Origin of the sequence: Vibrio marisflavi CECT 7928 (assembly GCF_921294215.1) — a bacterium.
GTDB classification, from domain to species: Bacteria; Pseudomonadota; Gammaproteobacteria; order Enterobacterales; family Vibrionaceae; genus Vibrio; species Vibrio marisflavi.
In genome coordinates this window covers 1,404,279-1,421,106 of sequence record NZ_CAKLDM010000002.1, presented here as the reverse complement: position 1 = coordinate 1,421,106, position 16,828 = coordinate 1,404,279, and the positions used below count along the sequence as shown (strand labels likewise).

The following is a 16,828-nucleotide window of genomic DNA, read 5'->3' as shown; positions in this document are numbered from 1 at the left end:
ATGAGTGGAAGTGATTTGTCTGTTTTGGTGTTAGCTGAACATGATGGGACTTGTTTATCTGTGGACACATTACGAACTATGGGCGCAGTTAATGATCTGATGGTAAATGCAGAATCAGCAAGAGTTGATGTTTTGATTCTGGGAAGCGAGTGTCAGTTGGTGGCAAGTGAGGCGGCAAAAATTGAGCATGTTAATCAGGTTTTGGTGGTTGATAAAGGTGAATTGAAAAATGTATTGGCCGAAAGCGTTTCCGGTCTACTCGCGGAGTTAGGTTCAAAATATACCCATGTATTTTGTGCAGCGACGACATTTGGTAAAAATATCATGCCACGCGTGGCGGCGTTGCTCGATGTTGGGCAGCTTTCTGATGTGGTGAGTATTGAAAGCAATGATACAGTTATACGCCCAATTTATGCAGGTAATGCGCTTGCAAGAGTGAAGTCTAGCGATCCCATTAAGGTCATGACAATCAGAAGTTCGGCGTTTGATGCTATCAGTATTGGTTCTGAAACAAGAGCTGAGATAGTGGCTATCGACTCTGAAATAACTAATTTGCACTCTGAGTTCGTATCTGCTGAGAAAACTGAGAGTGAGCGCCCAGAATTGCCAGCAGCAAGAGTTGTTGTATCTGGCGGTCGAGGGCTTGGTAGCAAAGAGAATTTCGAGTTGGTAGAAAAGCTTGCAGATAAGCTTGATGGTGCAATAGGTGCTTCACGCGCTGCTGTAGATGCCGGATTTGTATCGAATGATCTTCAAGTTGGCCAAACCGGTAAAATAGTGGCGCCTGAATTATACATTGCGGTTGGTATTTCTGGTGCTATCCAGCATTTGGCAGGTATGAAGGATTCTAAAGTGATAGTCGCTATCAATAGCGATCCAGAAGCGCCAATCTTTCAAGTCGCAGACTATGGATTGGTTGGGGATCTGTTTGAAATTTTACCTGAATTGATTGAGTCGGTTGGGTAAAGAGCACGACCATCTTAACGAACAAGGCCACCGTTACGGTGGCCTTTTGTGATACTGAAAGTTTTAAAGCCTTTAAATATGACTCTAAGCTTTTTTAATATCACCAATCCAAAATAATTATTTTCTATGATTTACTTTGGTATATCGGGCTAGAGGTGAAGTACGGTCAACAGTTATTTTGTGTATGAGGAGAAGGGGGCTTGTATAGAAGCAATAGTGATCAAGTGATATTAAAGAGCAAAAAACCTACGCAAAGCTATTTTTAAAAGAACGCTCTGATTGGAGGAATAGCCTTGAAGGTAACTGCTTTATCGTTTCTATTAGCGTCCTTTGTCATTTTGGCACCGAGTTTTTCATATTCTGCCGAGCAGCAAGAGGTGAAGATTGCTACTTATGACACTCGTATAGTGGAATACTCTTTAGCGCTAGCCAAAATGCCTCACAAAAGTGAGGCATTTTAATTTTCAAACCCTGCGCCACCTTCTATGAAGGTGGCGAAGAAGATGTAAGGCTTATTGAGAGCTTACTCTTTGCAAGTGCTCTACTAATACTTTGGTGAACCTAGCGGCCTCACCGCCAGTACAAGCTCGATGATCGAACGTGATTGAAAGTGGCATCGCTTTTACGTTGACTGGCTTTCCGTCTTGCATTATCACTTTGTCGAGAATACGGCCAGCTCCGACAATAGCAACTTGTGGAGGGGAGACTACGGGTGTAGCGAAAATACCTGCAATAGCGCCAAAGTTGGATAGTGTAATGGTCGCGTGTTGGAGTTGTTCTCGGCCAATTTTTCGATCACGTATGCCTTTTACCGTAGCATCTAACCACCCACGAATCGCTTCAGGTGAAAACTCATTGGCATGACGTAAAACAGGAACATATAACCCGTGAGAACTGTCAACCGCAATACCAATATTGACGGTGCTGTGTACGCAGCGAGTCATTGTGTCGGCATCAAACCAAGCGTTTAGCGCTGGTTCTTTTTGGCATGCGTAAACAATTGCTTGAATAAGGCGTATTGATATATCTTCTTTCTCTTTCCAGTTAAATAACATTGCTTCTTCGGTAATGGTCACTGAAGCAACATTGTGGTGAGACTCGGTCATAGTATTGACCATGGTACGCCGTGCGCCTTTTAATACTTCGGTGCCCGGTATTTGTTTCTCATATTGCTCGTAAACGTCAGCATCAAGTATTAGATTCTCTGGGCCACTCCCTTTTATGCCGTTTAAATCGATACCTAGCTCTTGTGCGAGCAACCTAGCCGAAGGTAGAGCCGTAATGATTTTGTCGGGCGAACTGTTTTCATCACTGCCCACCCAAAAATCGTCCACGTCGACGTGGTGTGTTTGACTGGATACATTACCAACAACCGTAGCAGCATCTTTTTTAGTGTTGCTATTCGAAGAGGCTGCCGATGCAGATTCTAACTCTTCGATTTCTAATAGAAGGCTACCTACATTGATGAGTTCTCCTTCTTTGCCATGGCGGCTGACGATTTTCCCGCTGTATGGAGCAGGAACCTCAACGATTGCTTTTGCTGTTTCTACGGTGAGGACAATTTGATCAACTTCGACAGAATCTCCAATATTCACATGCCATTGGACTATTTCCGATTCAGCGAGCCCTTCTCCTAAATCTGGCAGCATAAAAGACTTCATTTCCACCCCTCCATCAGCTCTCGTGCAGCAAGTACGATGTCGTCTTCTTGAATCATAAAGTAGTCTTCATTTCGATAGTAAGGCATAACAGTATCCATTCCCGTGACTCGTTTGGGTGGTGCTTTTAGCAAGCACATTGCTGACTCTACTGTTCGTGCAACGATTTCAGAGCCAACCCCGCAGGTTTTACTTGCCTCATGCACTACAAGTAAACGACCAGTTTTCTCTAGCGATTTGAGAATAGTCACCATGTCGATAGGTTTGATGCTTGCTAGGTCAATCACTTCTGCTTCAATGCCTTGCTTAGACAACGTATTGGCGGCTTGAAGAGACTCAATAACGCAAGCTCCCCAAGTGACCAACGTAATATCTCGGCCTTTGCGAAGGGTAAAGCAAGTATCTAGTGGTAAGGCTTGGCCATTATTTTCAACATTTGATTTAACGGTTCGATAAATGCGCTTGGGTTCGAAAAACATCACAGGGTCGTTACTACGTATGGATGCTAAAAGTAGCCCATAAGCTCGTTGTGGCGATGATGGAATCACGACTTTGAAGCCGGGGATGTGAGCAAAAAGTGCTTCGACACTTTCAGAGTGGTGCTCTGGGGCATGTATGCCTCCGCCAAAAGGAGCCCGAAATACTGCAGGACAAGTCAATCTTCCTCTGGTGCGATTGCGCATTCGTGCAGCGTGGCAAACTAGATGCTCAAGTGCGGGGAAAACAAAACCTTGGAATTGGAATTCTGCGACCGGTCTGAGCCCTTGAGAGGCCATCCCTACCGATACACCTCCAATCAGTGCTTCTGCTAACGGAGTGTCAATGACGCGCTTTAGCCCATACTTTTCTTTTAGGCCGACTGTCGCTCGGAATACACCACCGTTATCGCCGACATCTTCACCAAGGACAATAACCTTTGAGTCATTTTCCATTTCATAGTCGAGAGCCAGATTTACCGCTTCAACTAACGTTAACTCAGCCATGGTTGCCTCCCTGCATGCGCATTGCTTTGTGGATAATATAGTCACGTTGTTTTTGCATTTCTGAATTTGGTGTTTCGTACAGGTAGTCGAAAGCGGTTTCAGGGGCTTGGGAGGTAGTGGTTAAATAGTTTTCGACTGCTTTTTCTACTTGAGCTTTACAGTGAGAAAGCCACTCTTGATCGTCGTTATCATTCCAAGCATTTTGGCTAATAAGATAGTTTTTTAGTCTCAAGATAGGTTCGTATTGCCATGCTTGCTGTAGTTCATCTTCGCTTCTATATCGACTGGCATCATCTGCTGTCGTATGGTCACTTAAGCGATAGCTGATGGCTTCTATCAGTGTGGCGCCTTTACCTTTTCTTGCTCGGGATAGAGCATTGGTTATGGCATCATACATAGCAACCACGTCATTGCCATCGACAGTGATTCCGGGTATTCCTGCCCCTTTGGCTTTTTCAGACAAAAATTCCGCAGCGCATTGTAATTGACGTGGAACCGAGATAGCCCACTGGTTGTTGTTTACCACAAAGACAAGAGGGACATTCCATGCTCCAGCGCAGTTGATGGATTCAAGAAAGTCACCTTTTGACGTTGCTCCGTCTCCACAAGTAACCAGCGCGGCGTGATGGTCGCCTTCAATTTTTAAAGCAGCGGCAACGCCAACTGCATGTGTGCATTGCGTAGCGATAGGCACACAGAATGGTAGGTCACGACAAGGTTGACTAGTGTCTGATGCAGACTCAGAGTCGACAGGGTGGAAGTCACTTCCTCGCTCGTCACCACCCCAATACTGAAGGTTTTTCTCCATCGGGATACCACGAACCCACATAGCAGGCATATCGCGATAATACGGAACAAAGACATCGTCTGCTTTGAGCCCTTTACCAATTGCAATACCAATGGCTTCAGAGCCAAGGTGGGATGGATACGTGCCAAGTTTGCCCGTACGCTGCAGTGCAACGGCTTTATTGTCATAAGTACGGGTTAGTACCATGTCTTTGTAGAAATTGATTAGCGTGGGGAGGTCGGCCCATTCAGGAAGTTGGGTTACGCAGTTACCGCTGTGATCGATAAATCGATGCATGGGTAAAGCCTGTACATTCATCTCTAGCTCCTTGTGTATTGCCCCTTGGGAGCAAATTGATCACGTGAAACGTTAAAAAATGATACCGAGAATCATGAGTTTCTAATTTTTGCATAGGTCGCATACAAAATACTATTCTGGAAAATTCACTGCTGATACTTTATTTTGCTGCAAACTGCTATTTATATAGTGATGAATCTTGGTATAACCAGATATCTTAAGTGTAACTAAAATGTTAACTTCCTGCATGAGATAGCAATTGTAAGATCAGTAAAGTAATTCTTACACACCCTTAAAACAGTCGAATATTTCAGTTTTTAATTGAACAAATGTTAAAAACTGAAAAATATCACTATCCTCGGCTAAAAAATCATCACATTATGATGTTCAAAATGTGACCTTTGTTGCCTTCGGTATAGCAAAGGAACGGTTATAAAGCCTGTCGTTCGAAGGCTTTCAAGCTTTGTTTACGAACGCAATTCAACCAAAGTCGTAAGCTCAGAAGTGCTTTAACTAAAAGTTTTTCTTATTGATGAAACAGCATGGAAGGATACGGTTTTAACTGCGTTTGCTTGTAAATATCTTTCGAATTCGTTGTTTCAAACTGGTATGCCATCAACGATGGCATACCAATTTTCAAAAAGAAGGGATAAATAACCTAATAAGAGAGTGTATGTTGAATTGTATTCAGGGCGTGGTTGTATGATTCAGTTACTTTTTCCAAATCAGCAAGAAGTTATTTGCAGGCATAGGTATTCTATTTTGTAAGTTCATGCCTTTTCCCCAATCTATAAGTTGCTCAATATCTCGAATACCACCATATCCTCGCTCACGTAATGAATCGTCGAAGTCTTTGTTACTAGCACTTGTAAAGTCACCATCGATCTTCATTGGCCCATATTGGCAGAATATGCCTCCGGTTGGGAGGTTCTCCGCTACGAGCTTCATCATCACCTCTGCCTCATGTGGCTGCATGATATGCGTAGTGTTTGCCGTAAAAACACCATCTAAACCTACATCTGGCCATTTGTCTTGGCCAATCGTGAATGTGATAGGAGAGCGTACATTCTTTAGACTGCTACCATCAATCCAAGCCGCAATGCATTCGTGATTTTCCGGCATATCACTGGTATGCCAAGTTAAATATGGCATTTTCTCAGCAAAAAATACTGCGTGTTGTCCAGTGCCTGAACCTATCTCAAGAACATTTGTGCAGTGTTTGAAGTAGATAGAGAGTTGTTCGTAAATAGGCTGTTGGTTTCTTAAGCAGGCAGGGCTGGATCTTTTCGGCATCATTTCGTCATCAGTCGTCTTATAAATACTTTCTATTTTTGGAGAAAAGCACACCTAAGGCAAGAGATGTTGATGCCTTGATTCAGATTTTGACTAAAGATGTAGCTCCAAGGCTTTATCTGTAGGCTTATATATTCAACCTCTTTAATTATTATATATATCAATAAGAAAGAATATTTACTCAAATGAGTTATACCTCACGCTATCTGCTGGAAGACTGTGTATCCGCTGCTAGATTTACAGTTGCGAGTTTATAAATAACGATAAAGGCTAGGGTACTCGAGATGATACGAAGCAAATTAATGAAAACTTCTATCGCGACAAGGATATGGATCATACTGCTGCTTTTTGCAGTTGCCTTGTTTACCAGCGTCATATTTGATGCAAAAAAAACTCAACAGTTGATGAGAAAAAACTATGAACGCGGTGTTGTCAATTTGGTGGAGAGTGCGAAAGGTATTGCCCACCACTATTACCAGTTAAGCGCTGATGGAAAGCTTTCAGTAGAGCAAGCGAAAAAAGAAGCTTTAGCCGCTATATCCGCAATGCGATTTGATGGAGGCAATTACATCTTTGTCATAGATAAAGATGGTGTGGAAATCGCAATCCCGATTAAGTCGTTACTTGGCAAAAATGTTCTGGGCCTAAAAGACTCGGAAGGAAAGCTCTTTGTTGTGGACTTATTTAAAACAGCGAAAAGTGGCGGTGGGTTTGTCGATTACACGTGGAAGCAACCGAATAGTGACGAAGTAAAGCCTAAAACCAGCTATGTACTTCAACACAACGAGTGGGGTTGGGTTATTGGTAGTGGTATGAATATGGCTGCATTGACTAGCGATGTTCAGTCGGCGAAATCAAGCTCATACCAGCAAGCATTTATTACCTGTATCATTCTTGCAGTTATCATGGTCTTTTTCATTAGATCCATAACTTCTCCTCTAAAAAGAACGGTAAGTGCGATGCGTAACCTTTCAAAAGGGGAAGGCGATCTGACTCAACGTCTGCCTGAAGAAGGGAGCCCTGAGCTAGCTGACTTATCTCGAAGCTTCAACCAGTTTGTCGCATCTATACAAAACATCATGAAATGTATAAAAGACTTGGGTAATCAGGTGTCGACATCCACTGTTCAAGTGACTGACTCTATTCGCAATATAGATAACAGTTTAGGCCAACAAAAGTCGGATGTTGAAGAGCTAGCGACATCAATGACTGGCATGATGACAACCGTAGAAGAAGTCACTGCTCGAACTGTCGAAGCTAATGAAGCAAGCAGCATGGCAACGAATGAAGCGAAAGGCAGCCAAGTCATTATTCGCAAAAACGTTAACGAGGCAGCGACACTTGCAGAAGAGATCCATAGCGCTAGCGAAGTGGTAACTAAGCTGTCGGAAGATGCGAAAAATGTGGATACGGTACTCGAAGTCATTCGCGGAGTGGCCGAACAAACGAACTTATTGGCGTTGAATGCAGCTATTGAGTCAGCAAGGGCTGGTGAACACGGCCGAGGCTTTGCTGTCGTTGCCGACGAAGTAAGGACATTATCTGTTCGTTCTCAAGATTCGACTATCGAGATTCAAAATATTATCGAAAAACTGCAGCAAGACGCGGAAATCGTTGCCACGAAAATGACTCAAGGCGCAGAAAAGGCATCAGATGCTTCGACTTTATCTAACCAAGCGGGTGATGCTCTCAACAAAATTGATGTAGAAGTTAAGAAGATTAAACAGATGAATAGGTACATTGCGCAAGCCTCTGAGAACCAAACACTAACGGTAAAAGATGTGAATCATAATGTAGAGAGTCTACGCCAGATGTCAGCAACGGTGTCCAGTGAGTCTTCACAAATGGCGAGATCCAGCGAGGAGCTAACAAACATCTCAGAAAAGCTAGTCAAAATGATTAGTCGCTTTAAACTGGCTTAACTTCAGTAATTGCTTGGCCCCGAAGACTTTATTCTACTAGGGAATTTTGGGGCCCTTTTTGGCATTGCTTTTCAACTTTTAAGTTAAGACGAATTATTGATTTATTTGTAATCATTATTTATTCCGCTAGAATGGCTCGCTTTGCAATTTGACCTAATAACTCTGGTAAGCGATTTATGTCTCTAGCTTCTCCAATGCGTTTACTGCGCTCTTCAATACACCCTGATCTTGTGAATTTAGATGAAAGCACATTTCATCGTAAAGCGGCACGTGGAATCATTCTTAATGGCGACAACATATTGATGTTATATACCGCTCGTTATGATGACTACACGCTACCAGGTGGAGGCGTTGACGAAAAAGAAGACATTATTCAGGGATTGATTCGAGAGTTAGAAGAAGAAATAGGCGCAAAGAATATACGCAATATTGAGCCATTTGGTATCTACGAAGAATTTCGCCCATGGTATAAGCCTGATTTCGAAATCATGCATATGGAATCATACTGCTTTGTCTGCACGATAGATGCTGAGTTGGGTGAAACTTCATTAGAAGATTATGAAGTGAAAAATGGTATGTCACCTAAATGGGTAAACATCCACGATGCTATTCGACACAACGAAGAAACGATTGCTAGTAGCGATAAAAAAGGCATGTCTATTGAACGGGAAACCTTCTTATTGAAGCGTATAGTTGAAGAGCTTTTATCTGGTAATTGTATGAAGCAGGCAAGTTAGCTTTGTTTAAGAACTTTGAATAGTTCTTAAACGGTGAAACCCCGATGTTGGTAGCATCGGGGTTTCGAATTTTTAGATTTTTCGGTTGGTAAAGCCGATTATCTTATATGCAAAAGGTTGGATTTTATCCGATTAATTCCTTGGTAGGGAATTAGATACGGATGAAGTCCATGTGCTCAACTTTTGGCTTGTAAGCGTGGCGTTGAACATCTTGTGGCTTAACCTTAACTTCTTCGCCGCCGATCACTAGAGTGATTGCTTCGTAGAATTCAGGCTTATCCATTTGGTTCATCACTTCATCGTGACTTAGAGCGATAGATACAGGGGCTGCTTCACCACCGTAAACAACTGCTGGGAATTGGCCAGCGTGACGTAGGCGGCGGCTCGCACCTTTACCTAGCTCAGTACGTACTACTGCTTCAAATTTCATAGTTTTACTCTCAAATTAGTAAAAATTAACTCGCACAGTGAGCAATGCGACCTTGCTCAATGCGTGGGCTTTGATAGTTCTGAATTAGAAACTGTCAAAGTGAGCGCGGATACTATCATCCAATTGGTTCGTGAGCAACAATAATTGATGCTTAACTCTGTATTTGCAGGAGAAGTTTCAATGTATTAGTCGATGTCAACTCACGGAGTAGAGTATCTATAAAGTGAAATGAAATATCTAGACTAAATGGTGTGCTCGTTCAATTCGTGATAACTGGATCATTAAAGGGACATAAATAGCAAGTAACATTTTGATCTAAAACAAGATAAGAGCATGGGGCTAGACCTTCTTTGTATCAATTCTCCGTAGTTTCTTTGGCCAATACTCTCCATTCAGATACTTGTCATAAAACTTCACTATGGTTTGCTCCATGAACTGAAAGTGAATCATGTCATCACTATTGGTTAAGTGAGATTAGCGTAATTTTTAAGTTAGCTAATCAACTGAAGTTAGGAGTAGACGATGAGTAAATTAAGCATAGTGGTAATCACGTTAAATGAAGAGAAATGTATTGGAAGACTCATGGAAGATCTAAGCAAGCAGTCTTTTCAAGATTTCGAAGTTATCTTGGTGGACTCAAATAGTGAAGATTCTACATGTGAGGTTGCATCTGCTTATGAAGCAAGCCTACCAGCATTGACTATACATAAAATGGACACGCAAGGTGTTGGTTTAGGCAGAAACACAGGTGCTAAGTTGGCGAAATATGAACGACTATTATTTTTAGATGCAGATGTTCGTCTTGACCCTAACTTTTTAACTAAAGCAATAAACCAACTTGAGCATAGAAAACTTGAAGTCGCTGGTGTGTATATGGGTGCGAAGAACTTATCGTTTGTGCACAAAGTAGGTTATTCGCTATTCAACTTGGGGCTTTTCACTACTCAATTTGTTTTCCCAACAGCAGTCGGGGCATGTATCTTTTCAACCAAACGTGTCCATGATGAAATCGATGGTTTTGATGAGAAAATTGTCTTGTGTGAGGATTGTGATTACGTTAATCGTGCAAGCAAAACATGGCGTTTTCGCTTTCTTCACCTAACATTCGGCTTTGACCCAAGAAGGTTAGACCAAGAAGGGATATTTAAAATGGGTGCGACTTATCTCAAGGCAAATGTGAGGCGTCTGTTTTTCGGCGAAATGAGAAACAATGAGATGGAATATAAGTTTGGTCACTACAATCAATGATTGAAAGCCTAGGCCTATTTATAGGTGCATTTTTGGATGCGCTTATCGGGCCCAATCTTTTTATTCCGGGAGAACCCTTCCTATTGGCCGCCGGTTACCAACTCCATCAAGGTAGTTGGGCTGGAGTGGCTGCAGTACTCGCTGGCAGTTTTATTGGTGACCAGACTAGTTTTGCATTGGGGCGATGTGTTGGCGTAAAAGCGCAGAAAAAGCTTATTAAACGCATACCTAAAATACGTCGACCCATTGCACGCTGCCGAATCCTTCTTCATAGGCGTGGTAATTTCGTCATGGCTTTTGCGCGTTTGCTTGGGCCAGTCGCTTGGGTTGTCCCTTTCGTCGCGGGCTCTCACAAAATAGGCTGGGGGCGTTTCACTTTCTATTCTTCTATCGGGTTAATTCTCGGTGTTGGGCAGTTTATTTTGTGGGGCTATTTGCTGGCTGCTGGAATCAATCAATTGCCCATCTTGAATGTGTTTGAAAATTTTATACAGCAGCACCAAGCCCTGACAATAACGGTGGTAGTAGTGTTGGCTTTATCTCTTGCAAAGTGGTTCCACGTTAAGCATCGAGCAAAGTCTTAGAGCTAATTTCCAGCATTTGCTATTTTCCAGCCACTAATAAGCCAAGCTTGTACTCAAGAATCATTCTCTAATTAAGGTTAATTAAACTTTAAGTAGTTGCCCAGAAAGGGAAATGTCTAATAATCGCGCCACTTTTATATCTACTTAGTTTTCGTCTCTTGTGTGTTTGAGATTCTTTTAGTAGAGCTAATAGCGAAGCTTTGCAAAAGCTTTTGCTACCTTTAACAATTCGCCAATGACTTTCTATACTATTGAAGTAAATAAGGGAAAAACAGTTGAGGCTGTCGAATGATAATTATAAATCGACGATTTGAAGTCGATCTTGATCTTGATAAAGGCTTCGTTAAGGATAGTGTGACCAACCATGTGTCGTCACTCGGTGTGAACGAAACGGAACTTTTAGGCTACTTTCTATCTCACCAGAATGACTTACTTTCAAAGAAGCAGCTTATCGATAATATATGGACCAAGAGAGGTGTGGTTGTAGAAGATTGGTTTGAAAAGGAATGTTTAGAAAAAGGGGGCGATGCCACCCCCAAGATAAATCTACGCGAGTTTAAGAGTCAACGTTGCCTTCAAGCCACCCATCTTGCCTTTTTCCAGTTGCAAGCTACCGCGATAGCTGTGGGCCATTTCGCTGACGATATTAAGCCCTAGGCCTGATCCCGGAGTAGTTTCGTCTAAGCGGACACCGCGTTGAATTACCTTTTCCAAATCGTCTTTGTTTATGCCGGGCCCGTCGTCTTCAATATAGATTTTAACCACGTTAGACTCGAGCTTGTCGCTGTAAACACGAATGACAGATTTCGCCCATTTGTAACCATTTTCGAGTAGGTTTCCGACCATTTCATCGAGGTCAACTGGGTCAACGGAGACTTCAAGCTCGCTATCTAGCTCGTTTATTAAAATTACACCTCGACTGGCATACACTTTGTCGAACGCTAATGAGATAGCATCAATGCGTTCGCTGACTTGAGCTTTGACTGAAAGAATATTCATTGAGCCAGCCATTCTTGCTCGGCCCAAGTGATAATCGATGTGACTCTGTATTTGATCGACAGGAGCGACTAAATTTCTCTGCTGTTCTTTAGGTAATTGAGTTACCTCATTTTTTAATACGGAAAGCGGCGTTTTCAATGCGTGAGAAAGGTTACCAGCATGATTCCGTGCTCTTTCAAGCAATTCTTGATAGTGAAAAACGAGTGCATTGAGGTCTTGAACTAACGGCGACACTTCACGGGGGTAGGACTCATCTAAAGAGTTTTGCTCGCCAGATTTTAGTAAAGCGAGCTCCCGCTTCATCTTATTGAGTGGGCGTAATGACCAGCCAACTTGAAGCCGAATTAAGATCAAAATACCAGCAAACAGAGAACCAAGAATCAGCCAAAGTTGTCCGGTAAGTTGTTGCAGCGTTTTTTCGATAGGATCTTCGTCAGAGCCAATCATAATTTTTACCGGGTTAGGGAAGTCCGGTAAGTAGATCTCTTGAGAGATGTAGATAAGCTTTTCACCGCGAGCACCTTTGACCACTGTTCTAAGTGGCTTCTTCTCTATTTGAAAGTGCCTGTCCCATAGCGAGCGTGAACGCAGAGTTTGATTGCCTGTATGTATCGACCAATATAAACCGCTGTAAGGGCGACTATACCTAGGATCAGACAATTGAGTGGTTAGAACGATTTTGCCTTTTCGCGCTTCAATGTTGGCAACAATTTGATCCATTGAAAGGTTGAGCTGACTTTTTAAATCTTGAATTAAGTAGTCTCTGACAAGGAGCGGGATACCGACTCCCGCTGCAAAAATCATAGCGCTTAGCCAAAGAATAGCAGCGAGAAGCAGTCGGTTTTTTAAACTCATTCGTTGAATAAAGCTCTGTTTAGCCCGCATTCAATTGGTATCCTAATCCTCGAACGGTTTTGATGATCTTAGGAGCCACTTTTTTACGAATCCGGCCAATAAAGACCTCAATGGTATTTGAGTCACGATCAAAATCTTGCTTGTAAATGTGTTCAACCAGTTCGGTTCGGGAAATGACTTTTTCTGGATTATGCATAAAGTACGCGACAACTTTATATTCCAAAGCAGTTAAGCTGACTGGCTGACCTTGCCAAAGAACTTTTGAAGTGCGAGTGTCTAAACTCAAATCACCAATTTGCATCACTGGAGCTGCGTTACCGGAAGCTCGGCGTAGGTGAGCACGGATGCGCGCAATCAGCTCTGCCATTTCGAATGGTTTAGTTAGGTAGTCGTCGGCACCAGAATTTAGCCCTTCTACACGCTGCGATAATGTGTCACGGGCACTGAGAATGATAACAGGCGTATTGATATTTTCATCGCGAATGCCTTTTAGGACAGTTAAACCATCTAGTTTTGGCAAGCCAAGATCTAATACAATCGCATCCCATTCTTCTGAAGTCGCACGATAGAGTGCATCGATGCCATCTTGTGATAGTTCAGGAACCCAACCATTTTGCTCGAGAGTCTCGAGAATTTGTTCGCCTAAACGTGGCTCGTCTTCTACTACTAATATTTTCATTATTTGACTGCTCTATCTTTTGATAACTTCAAGAATATTATGGCCTTTCACTTCCATCAAAGCTAGCGTGGTCGCGTTGTATTTCACTTTCACAACGTTGTGGTTGTGAACTAACTTTAGTTCGTAAAACCACTGATCATCATCTTCCTCAAGTTCAACTTTGATTACACGGCCGTTGAGCTCGTTATCAACCGCTTCGTAGAGTTCAGAGAATGGTCTTATTAGACCTTTTTGTACCGCGTCGTAAACTTCGTCTTGGTCTTCATCAAACTTGATACTCGCGCCCGGTTTATAAGCGTCTTGAACAAGTTCGTGACCATTTTGAGAACCACTATCAGCATAGGCTGGTGCCATATAAATGCCAAAAGCTAAACAGGCGGATAAAAGGGTAATATTTCGAATTGGCATAACTAGACCCGTTAAATAAAGTAGCCCTAATATAAACTAACTTAGATTAATCGAACATGAACTACTGGCAACAAACTTATGGCGTATACCACCATTTTGCCGGAATGTTGGAAAAGCCACTGGTTAAATTCGGTGTGTCGATTCTAATTTGTACTCGATTATGCAAGTGAGCTTTTGAAAATGCATCTTTAAAATAGGCATGCTGATTCAATAAATTCTGTAGGCTGCCGTCATCAAGCGCTTTTTCAAGCCCTGTTTGTATCTTATTGGCTAGTTCTTCATTGTCTTTGTTTACATAAAAAAATCGGCCAAATGGATAAATTAGTGAGATGTGTTCGTCAATGACTAATTGCGGGTAGTTCGCGCCAAATTTATCTAGAAATGCATAGACTTCGTTAGAGCCAAGAGGGAATATTTCGAACCGCTTACCTGCAACCATGCCCATGAGGTTAGATATTTTGCTAGAGGTTATCACTTTTAAACCAGCTTTTTCTAAAATATCAATATCTCCCCAACCACTGCCTTGACCGAATAAGTAGTTCTTTAAATCTTTAATACTTTGCACCTTTCCTAAGGCGTCAGCGTTGTCTTGATGGATGATGAAGAGTCGCCAGCCTAGAATCCCGCGATCTATTGGTAAGTATATAGGTTTAAATCGTGCTTCTAGCTCAGGTTGGAATCCGGAATCAAATACATCGGCTTTACCAATTTCGACCATGTATTTCGCTCGGGTCTGATTGACTTCTTGTTTGTCCAAGTAAACTTCAATATCAGGCTCAGACTTTTCTAAAGCTAACTTAAGTACACTATATCCAATGGACTCACTGCCGATACCATCAATGTTGGGATAAGTGACCTTTTCAGCTAAGGCTATTCCTGAAAAGCCTGTTATACAGGCAATCATTAGCCACTTCATTATCATTTGCTTTCTTTTCATAGCTAAGTATCCCTATATTCAATCCCTGAAGCCTTAGTGGTATTTACTATCGTAATGATGTTCACACAAGAAATGCAGGCTGCGACTTAATATAAGAATAGTCGTTTTACTTTGTAAGAAAACGGTGCATCTTGCTTTGGCAAGAAAAAATGGAGGCGCTTAACAATAGACTGTCAATGACTATTATTTATTGACTAACTCTTCTTCAAATATTTTGTCTCGTATTTTCCAGAATCTTCCTGACTTACGAGCAATGACAAATTGAGGAGGACGAAAACGATGTTGATTTCGGACTACTTTCGTTGGTGAATCTTCCTCGAATGGCCGGTGTTTATCTGCAAGGTGTGGGCGGACAAACTGATCTTTAAACGTTTGTTTCTGTTTTTTAGTGGAAAGCGACCAAAACTCGCTAACCTGGGCGTCTTCAGCACCTAGATAAGTTACTTTCAAACTGGTTTTATTCTTGTCATTTTTAATTGTTGTAAGTGACATATCCTCACACTCAAATACTAACGCATCCTTTAGGTTTAATGCCTCTTTAAGCTTTTTATCAGGGTCGACTAGCGTTGCGTCGCATTCGTGGCATATTCGAGCTGCGATGTCGTTGTCTGCGCCGCATTCGTTGCAATACTTAGCTCTGAAACGATAGCCACAATGCTCTCTTTCGTTTGTTTCTTCATCGATGAAATAGCCCTGACACTTTCGTCCAAAGTGTTCGATCAAAAAGCCATTGTTATCGAGCTTGCCCCAGAAGTTATTGTTGAATCCGCATGCAGGACAGGGGACGGTAACTATTTCGCTTGTTGGATCAGGTTTAGCTTCGCCAACTTCGGGTTGGTAAAGATCATAGTTATTACCCGCGTAATCTAGCACTAAGCATTCGGTTTTCCCTGGAGACAATCGAAGCCCGCGGCCTACAATTTGTTGATACAAGCTGACGGATTCTGTTGGACGGAGTATCGCGATTAAATCAACATGAGGAGCATCGAACCCTGTCGTTAGAACTGAGACGTTAACGAGGTATTTTATTTGCCGTGATTTGAAGCGCTGAATGATGTCATCACGCTCTGGCGTTGGCGTATCTCCGATAACAATATCGGATTGAGACTCAGGTAACAGGGAATATATTTCTTGAGCATGTCGAACCGTGGCAGCAAAGATCATTACTCCTTGCTTGTCTACAGCCATCTCGACTACTTGCGCTATGATCTGTGGAGTCGCCCGTTTTGATTGCTCAATCACCATGTCCATTTCGGCCTCTTTAAATTTTCCAGTATTGGCTGGTTTTAGTTGCGAAAAATCGTAACTAAGTACAGGGGCATCGATTAGCTTGGCAGGTGTGAGAAATTCCTCATCAAGCAAATAGTTTATGGGTAGCTCAAAAATACAATCACGGAAAAAGCGAGTCTCCTCTGTTCGGACTTGACCTCTAGTGTGGTATTGGTAAATCCAGCCCATCCCCAAGCGATAGGGCGTTGCTGTAAGCCCTAAGACTTTTATTCCCGGATTAAATTCGCTTAAGTGAGCAATGACTTTTTGATAACTACTGCTTTTATTGTCTGGAACGCGGTGACATTCGTCGATCACTAATAGAGAGTATTGGTTTTTAAATTCATCAAGGTTGCGAGCAACAGATTGAACCGAAGCAAAAACGACTTGTTGGTCTGTTTCTTTACGTCCAAGGCCTGCAGAAAAAATAGCGCCTTTCAGCCCATACCCTTCGTACTTTGCATGGTTTTGTTCAACCAGCTCTTTTACATGCGCGAGCACTAACACTCGTCCTTTTGCAAGTCTCGCTAGTTCTGCAATCACTAGGCTTTTACCCGCACCTGTAGGAAGTACGATAACAGCAGGTGGCGAGTTTTTGCGGAAGTAATGAACCACAGCTTTGACGGATTCAGCTTGGTAAGGACGAAGAGTGTACATAGAGAAAGTAATCAAAGGCCAAGTGACGAAAGAGCTAGATAATATACTATGTCAACGAGTTATGCCCAAACAACTTGAGTATTGCGTCTTCAGCTTGATTGGGGAAGGGTATATAATGC

The 16,828-nt window shown here is 42.4% G+C and carries 15 protein-coding genes; 5 read left to right on the top strand and 10 right to left on the bottom strand.

Features of this window, described 5'->3' with window-relative positions; translation table 11 throughout:
* On the top strand, positions 1–966 hold the full coding sequence (locus L7A31_RS13260) for an electron transfer flavoprotein subunit alpha/FixB family protein (RefSeq protein ID WP_237362261.1): 966 nt from the start codon (positions 1–3) through the stop codon (positions 964–966).
* Between the two features lie 512 nt (positions 967–1,478).
* Here L7A31_RS13260 and L7A31_RS13255 read toward each other — a convergent pair.
* The 4 genes from L7A31_RS13255 to L7A31_RS13240 all read right to left on the bottom strand — a co-directional run bounded on the left by L7A31_RS13255 (position 1,479) and on the right by L7A31_RS13240 (position 5,987).
* Positions 1,479–2,627 (bottom strand): dihydrolipoamide acetyltransferase family protein, encoded by a 1,149-nt coding sequence (locus tag L7A31_RS13255; protein WP_237362260.1) that lies wholly within the window; start codon positions 2,625–2,627, stop codon positions 1,479–1,481.
* Positions 2,624–3,607, bottom strand: coding sequence for an alpha-ketoacid dehydrogenase subunit beta (locus tag L7A31_RS13250; RefSeq protein ID WP_237362259.1), 984 nt, complete (start codon positions 3,605–3,607; stop codon positions 2,624–2,626). Before L7A31_RS13250 ends, L7A31_RS13255 begins: the two co-directional genes overlap by 4 nt.
* Positions 3,600–4,712 carry a pyruvate dehydrogenase (acetyl-transferring) E1 component subunit alpha gene (pdhA, locus tag L7A31_RS13245; protein WP_237362258.1) on the bottom strand — a complete coding sequence of 371 codons (1,113 nt, stop codon included), beginning with the start codon at positions 4,710–4,712 and terminating at the stop codon, positions 3,600–3,602. The genes L7A31_RS13250 and pdhA overlap by 8 nt, the downstream gene beginning before the upstream one ends.
* A gap of 690 nt (positions 4,713–5,402) precedes the next feature.
* A complete protein-coding gene (locus tag L7A31_RS13240; RefSeq protein ID WP_237362257.1) occupies positions 5,403–5,987 on the bottom strand; it encodes a DUF938 domain-containing protein in 585 nt (194 codons plus the stop codon).
* Between the two features lie 281 nt (positions 5,988–6,268).
* Between L7A31_RS13240 and L7A31_RS13235 the strand changes: the two genes are divergently transcribed.
* Both L7A31_RS13235 and L7A31_RS13230 read left to right on the top strand, forming a co-directional pair.
* Positions 6,269–7,906 (top strand): methyl-accepting chemotaxis protein, encoded by a 1,638-nt coding sequence (locus L7A31_RS13235; RefSeq protein WP_237362256.1) that lies wholly within the window; start codon positions 6,269–6,271, stop codon positions 7,904–7,906.
* A gap of 194 nt (positions 7,907–8,100) precedes the next feature.
* Complete coding sequence (locus L7A31_RS13230) at positions 8,101–8,643, top strand: NUDIX hydrolase (RefSeq protein ID WP_237363568.1); 543 nt, start codon at positions 8,101–8,103, stop codon at positions 8,641–8,643.
* 151 nt (positions 8,644–8,794) lie between these two features.
* Here L7A31_RS13230 and rplY read toward each other — a convergent pair whose 3' ends face one another.
* Positions 8,795–9,073 (bottom strand): 50S ribosomal protein L25, encoded by a 279-nt coding sequence (gene rplY, locus L7A31_RS13225; RefSeq protein ID WP_237362255.1) that lies wholly within the window; start codon positions 9,071–9,073, stop codon positions 8,795–8,797.
* A 522-nt stretch (positions 9,074–9,595) separates the two neighbouring features.
* Here rplY and L7A31_RS13220 point away from each other — a divergent pair.
* Positions 9,596–10,321: a glycosyltransferase family 2 protein gene (locus L7A31_RS13220; RefSeq protein ID WP_237362254.1), complete on the top strand. Its 726-nt coding sequence runs from the start codon at positions 9,596–9,598 to the stop codon at positions 10,319–10,321.
* Positions 10,318–10,905: a DedA family protein gene (locus L7A31_RS13215; protein ID WP_435532892.1), complete on the top strand. Its 588-nt coding sequence runs from the start codon at positions 10,318–10,320 to the stop codon at positions 10,903–10,905. The genes L7A31_RS13220 and L7A31_RS13215 overlap by 4 nt, the downstream gene beginning before the upstream one ends.
* A 546-nt stretch (positions 10,906–11,451) precedes the next feature.
* Here L7A31_RS13215 and L7A31_RS13210 read toward each other — a convergent pair.
* The 5 genes from L7A31_RS13210 to radD all read right to left on the bottom strand — a co-directional run bounded on the left by L7A31_RS13210 (position 11,452) and on the right by radD (position 16,709).
* Positions 11,452–12,789 (bottom strand): ATP-binding protein, encoded by a 1,338-nt coding sequence (locus L7A31_RS13210; RefSeq protein WP_237362253.1) that lies wholly within the window; start codon positions 12,787–12,789, stop codon positions 11,452–11,454.
* A complete protein-coding gene (locus tag L7A31_RS13205; RefSeq protein WP_237362252.1) occupies positions 12,779–13,438 on the bottom strand; it encodes a response regulator transcription factor in 660 nt (219 codons plus the stop codon). Before L7A31_RS13205 ends, L7A31_RS13210 begins: the two co-directional genes overlap by 11 nt.
* 12 nt (positions 13,439–13,450) lie before the next feature.
* Positions 13,451–13,846, bottom strand: a complete 396-nt coding sequence (locus L7A31_RS13200) for a PepSY domain-containing protein (protein WP_237362251.1) — start codon at positions 13,844–13,846, stop codon at positions 13,451–13,453.
* A 76-nt stretch (positions 13,847–13,922) separates the two neighbouring features.
* A complete protein-coding gene (locus tag L7A31_RS13195) occupies positions 13,923–14,783 on the bottom strand; it encodes a type 2 periplasmic-binding domain-containing protein (RefSeq protein ID WP_237362250.1) in 861 nt (286 codons plus the stop codon).
* Positions 14,784–14,966: 183 nt separating this feature from the next.
* On the bottom strand, positions 14,967–16,709 hold the full coding sequence (gene radD, locus L7A31_RS13190) for a DNA repair helicase RadD (protein ID WP_237362249.1): 1,743 nt from the start codon (positions 16,707–16,709) through the stop codon (positions 14,967–14,969).
* Positions 16,710–16,828: the final 119 nt, after the last annotated feature.